The organism is Methanosarcina sp., assembly GCF_035390745.1.
GTDB lineage: Archaea > Halobacteriota > Methanosarcinia > Methanosarcinales > Methanosarcinaceae > Methanosarcina.
This window is the reverse complement of record NZ_DAOOUJ010000009.1, coordinates 1-5,509: the sequence shown is the minus strand read 5'-3', so window position 1 is coordinate 5,509 and position 5,509 is coordinate 1. Positions and strand designations below refer to the sequence as shown.

4 protein-coding genes are annotated in these 5,509 nt (G+C 39.5%); 3 read left to right on the top strand and 1 reads right to left on the bottom strand.

Annotated elements, in window-relative coordinates; all coding sequences use genetic code 11:
* The coding region (locus tag PLL47_RS04095) for a hypothetical protein (protein ID WP_324444930.1) at window positions 1-1,397 on the top strand (1,397 nt) is incomplete at its 5' end.
* Window positions 1,398-1,406: 9 nt separating this feature from the next.
* Here the strand turns inward: PLL47_RS04095 and PLL47_RS04090 are convergent.
* A complete protein-coding gene (locus PLL47_RS04090) occupies window positions 1,407-2,297 on the bottom strand; it encodes a HEAT repeat domain-containing protein (protein WP_324444929.1) in 891 nt (296 codons plus the stop codon).
* A gap of 493 nt (window positions 2,298-2,790) precedes the next feature.
* On the opposite strand from PLL47_RS04090, the gene PLL47_RS04085 reads away from it, so the two are divergent.
* Together PLL47_RS04085 and PLL47_RS04080 are read left to right on the top strand one after the other, a co-directional pair.
* Window positions 2,791-4,110 (top strand): ATP-binding protein, encoded by a 1,320-nt coding sequence (locus PLL47_RS04085; RefSeq protein ID WP_324444928.1) that lies wholly within the window; start codon window positions 2,791-2,793, stop codon window positions 4,108-4,110.
* A 386-nt stretch (window positions 4,111-4,496) separates the two neighbouring features.
* The gene (locus PLL47_RS04080) at window positions 4,497-5,360 is read left to right on the top strand and encodes a DUF488 domain-containing protein (protein ID WP_324444927.1); all 864 of its coding nucleotides are present in this window, start codon (window positions 4,497-4,499) and stop codon (window positions 5,358-5,360) included.
* Window positions 5,361-5,509 lie beyond the last annotated feature (149 nt).

The following is a 5,509-nucleotide window of genomic DNA, read 5'->3' as shown; positions in this document are numbered from 1 at the left end:
AAATGAAGGATGAAATAATGCGGCAACAGGATTTAATAATCATACAGACGGCACAAACGATCACAGATCTTCTTGAGCCTGTAATTCCTTATCTGGTTATCGGATCTAAAAAGGCTGATTTAATCGCCGGGAAAAAAGAGGGGTTTGATATATGGGTGATTAAGAAGAAATTATGGGAGAAGCTGTGTTCTAAAGGAAAGCCTGAGTTAAAAGAAGCCGCAGGAGATTTGATAATTTCACCTTCTGATCCTGAGGTAAAGAAGGTTTTGACTCAGGAGATCTTGGAATCTCTTGAGCAGGATCCTGATTTAGCTTTAGAAGTTTCATCTTTTATGGAAGAAAAGACAACAAAGGAGATAATCGAAAAGGAAGTTCTCAGGCTTAAAAAACAGAGTTCAAATAATAAAAATAAAGTGTTTGAAGAATTAAATAAAATGCTTGAAGAATTTCTGGCAGAAAAAAGTAAGGTCCAGGATTTAGAGCAGTTAAAGCTGCCAAACTGTGAAACAAATTCTCCTCTCCAGGGAACTGCCGCTCCCGAAACCAGTATCAATGTCAGAAATCTGAGGCGCCACTACACGCACATTCAGCTTAATCAGGGAATTAGATCAGAAGGCAGTCCCAGCGCTATAAGAATGGCAAAAATTGCAGAAATGAATATTAAAGGTCAAGGCGAAGCCCAGAAGTTTCAGTCCCGCATGTCGCTTCTGTCTGAGCTGGAAGGGCCGGAAAAAGAGGAATTTATGGAAAAAGCCCTTGACTTTGCCTCCAGAATTGAGTATGGGGACTTAAGGTCCCAGGCTCTTTCCCTGATTGTTCCTTATCTGGATGAACCGAGACTGGCTGAACATATAGAGAAAGCCCTCTGTTCTGCATCCAATATCCAGGATGAAGACGAAAGGTCTCTTGTCCTTTGTTCTCTTATTCCGCATCTGAGAGGACCGGGAAAAGAAAGGCTTATCGAAGATATCTTTGCTCTTGCTTTCCACATCCAATACAGTGATGCAAAATTCCAGATCCTTTCCTCGCTTGCCCCGCATCTTTACGGTTCGAAAAGAAATGAAAGGATTTTAGAAAAAGCCCTTGAGCTGGCATATAGTATTCTGTCCGACTATCTGAGGGTACAGGCTCTTGCTTTGCTCGTCCCATACCTGGATGGGCAAAAAAGTGAAGAGGCCATAAAAGAAGCCCTTGAATTAGCCTCCAGCCTTAAAGATAAAGATGTGAGACCTGAAGCCCTCTCCTTCGTTATTCCATATCTGGATGGGGAAAGAAAAGAAGAAATTATTAAAAAAGCCTGTGAGATGGCAGAAGGGATTAAATCCGAGTACAGGAGAGGACAGGCGCTTTCTTCTCTGGATCCTTATCTTGATGAATCCATTGGATTAGTTAAATGATGTTTTATCTTAGTTTTCAGTTTTTTTTATTTTTTTGCTGAAGCTTCCTGTCCTTTTTTTTTCTGTGCCGGATTCTTTCCATCTTGCATAAGGAGCTTTTTCTGCTGCAAGTTTGTAAAGCTCTTCAGCAGGGTTTTCTGCTTCGGAAAGCTCGGGGTAATCTTCCTGGAGTACTTTTACAGCTCGACGGGCTGTATAGTCCATCTGTTTCATGGTCAGATTTTCGACGTCTTTCATGGCTTTTTTGTGATCGGAGAGCTGATGGAAGACCCGTGCCATTATATCTCCTGCTCTGTCCCTCACATAGCCGTCTCCGCTCCCAGCAAGGTTCAGCAGATTTTCCCAGACCTTTTCCCTGTCTTCCAGATAAGGATATATCAAAATAAAGGCGTCTGAGGCGAGTTCCCTGATTTCCCTGTGACTGCTTCCTGCAAGAGCTATAAAATCATCCCAGACTTTTTCCCTGTCCGGCATGGAAGGAAAAAGCAGGATCAGGGTTTCTACTGCGTGCTCCCTGATCTGCCTGTTCTCATTTTCAGCCAGCCGGAGAAGGCAGTCCCATGATTTCTTTTTTTCCGGCACATAGCCGAATGCAAAAATAAGGAACAGGACAAGGTCTTTCCATACTTTCGGGTCTTCAGTTTTTATGAGTTCAAGCAGACTATTCCAGCCCTTTTCTTTTTCCTCATCCGAAAGCTCCGGGAAAACTGTTCTGAGGGCATTTATTGCTTTTACCCTGAGAGTTTTATCTTCATCGGAACAGAGCCCGAGAATGTCTTCCAGAGCCAGTTGCCTGTCCGGAAAGGATCCTAAAAATATTGTGAGCTGCTGTAATGCATCAATTCTTTCATCTGAAATCGGGCTGAGTGTTTTCTCATGTACATCTGATTGATCTGCCAAGGGTCCCCACCAGCAATAGCACGAGTTCTTATAAAATTAGATATTTTAAGAAGTTTTATTCTGGTTAAATATCCTGTTTGTTGGAAAAATTGCCTTCGTAAACTCATATAAGCAGGCAACATCACTAATAAAATTATTTTTAAAAGTATTTATGGCTTTCGACGTTTGGTAAAAATAAAGGAGATGTGAAAGCGACTCAAAAAACAGAAATAGAATTGCCTTTTCTTTATACTCTTCTTCTTTTATCTTCTCAAGTAAATATCAGATCTTTATAATCTCTACTTTCCCTTCCTGCAATCTCAGCCTCTGTCTCAACAAGTTCCCCTGAAAACGCTTTTGCAAGAATGGACTGCCTGAGTTTTTCTGTTTTTTCTCTTGCCGCTTACATCTAAAATGTCATCTCATAAATTTATCGTCTATATACGACAAAATCAGCAAATTTTATCGATTATACTAGACAAGTATATAAATGAGAAATTCCTGATTATTCTTTGTGGATACAAGGGAGAAACTGAAAAGTGCCATTATCGAGTGGCAGGGAAGAGTATTACCACCATTGCAGAAACGCAGGTATGAGGCGAATATCGATGCACCGCATGTAAATGACATAGTGGGTGTGAGGAGATGTGGTAAAACATACTATATATATCAAATGATATCGGAACTGCTTGAGAGGGGTGTGCCAAAGAACAATATATTGTACCTGAATCTTGATGATGACCGCTTGCAGCCGCTAAATGGGGATGAACTGCAGCTGCTGTTGGAAACTTTCAGGGAAATTCAGGAGATATCCGAAGGAGACCGTTTGTATCTTTTCCTTGATGAAATTCAGAATTTCCCGTCATGGGAACGATGGGTTAAAGGAATCTACGATAGAAAACAGAATGTGAAGTTGGTAATAAGCGGCTCGAATGCATCCTTGCTTTCACAGGAGATATCCACCTTATTAACAGGCAGACATCTGAGCACCAGAATGTTTCCTTTCAGTTTTGCAGAATTTCTGGATTATCATTCAATAACCTTTGATATGAAAACACTCCCTTACTCGGAAGACAGGCCAGTTGTGAAACGCAGATTCAACGAATACCTGGAAAAAGGAGGATTCCCAGAGACCATAGTCTACCCGTCGGTGCAGCATCGAGAAACATTGCAGTCATACTTTGATGACATCATCTACCGGGATATCATTTCAAGGTACGGCATACGCAATCCTCTGATATTCAAAGACCTGGCGCTATTCTGTATATCGAATATTGCAAAACCGCATACCTACAACTCTCTCCGAAGGCTGTTTGCCAGTTACTCCTCCCTCAGCACGGATGCTATAATCAATTATATTTCATACCTTGAGGACGCATTCCTGCTCTTCAGCGTCAGCCATTATGATGACTCGCTAAAGCAACAGATGAACAAGCCCAGGAAATTATACTGTATCGACACCGGCATGATCAATGCAGTTTCCTTCAAGCTGTCCTCCGATACCGGGAGATTATACGAGAACCTCGTTTTCATCCAGCTCTTACACTCAGAAAACGAAATCTACTACTGGCAGGATCGAAAGGGCTTGGAGGTTGATTTTGTAACAAAGGAGGGACTTAAACCCACCCGATTGATACAGGTTTGCTCGGATTTGTCAGACCCGAAAACAAAAGAACGAGAAGTAAACGGTCTGCTTGCCGGGATGAAGAACTTCAGGATGAAAGAGGGGACAATCATCACATCGGATGTCTTTGACGAGGAAGTTGTCGATGGAAAGAGGATAAGGTATGTGCCGCTGTGGTACTGGTTGCTTGAGGAGAAGAGCGATCGTTGAGAAAAATGGGTTTTGGTGGTTGTGTGATTGGCAAAATGGAAAAATCGCAGAGTTTTTTGGATATCTTCTTGGGTTAGTTTTCTCACTGACCATGAGCACATAATAGTGGGTGGTTTTTCCCGAAAAAATAGAGAAGATCTATTAGTCATTCAATACAAAGAATGATTATTCAATATGATGAATGATATGGACATTAAATTCTTGATGAACAACTACAACTTAATCATAAAGTAAAGATTTATAGTTCGAGCAGAATTCTATTTAATAAATAAAGCAATTTTTAATTCGTCTTATCATTAGCTGTGAAAATAGCTAATGAAAAAATCATAGAATATCGTTAAATGGAAGTATTTTGAACATAAACACACTTGATAGATGGTAGTTTAATGAAAAATCTGAATCATAGACAAAGAGCTCTCCTTTACACCATAGATAAACTCCATGAGAAGGACTTATCTTCGAGATTCATGATAGTGAAGAGCCTATTTTTGTCATCTCATGTAGAGAAAATAGACAAATTAATTAAGTTCTATCATTTTTTCCCGCATCACTATGGCCCTTTTTCCAACGTTTGTTATACTGATATTTCCAAGTTACAAAAAGAAGGCTATATTATCGAAAAGGAGAAAAAGTTTAAATTAATCGAAAAAGGAAAAATAGCTTTAAAAGGGATTGACCAGAAGGCAACTTTGAAAATAAATAGAGTTGTGAACAAATTCGATTCTGACAACGAAATAATGGAATATGTATATCGAAAGTTTCCTGATTATACAATAAGAAGTAAACTACTTCCTTGTCAGGATGTGAAAAAATTTGATCCTGGCCTTTTTACTATAGGATATGAAGGAAGAGATATTGACTTTTTCCTTAATGTCTTAATTCAGAACGCCATAGATGTTCTTGTTGATGTCAGGAAAAACCCTTTCAGCATGAAATTTGATTTCACAAAAAATAGCCTTAAGAATTATCTCGAAAACTCAGAGATTCGATATCTTCACATTCCCGAACTTGGTATAGAAGGGGAAAAGAGAAAAGACCTTCTTACACTCAAAGATTATGAAAAACTCTTTGAGAATTACGAGAAAACGACAATAAAAGATCATCCTGAGCTTTTGGATAGAATTACGGAATTAAGCCGAAGCCACCGTGTTGCTCTAATGTGCTTTGAAGCCGATGTAAACATGTGCCATCGTGGAGTTATTGCAAGAAATATAACTCAGAAAGAAAATATGAAAGTATTAAATATTTGAAACACATAAAAACCATGCAAAAATTTTGTTCTATTTTTTGGAGGCTTTTCCTGATTGAAACAGGAAACCGAGAAACTCGTAGTTCTGGTGAGGGCTAGGCAGTGTAGCGAAAGTTCTGTAAAATATGATTGACTCTGTATCCTTTTTCT

Bases quoted from the DNA above. Each gene is read 5' to 3' on its own strand.
- PLL47_RS04080 (WP_324444927.1), top strand. From the start codon at position 4,497: ATGAAAAATCTGAATCATAGACAAAGAGCTCTCCTTTACACCATAGAT.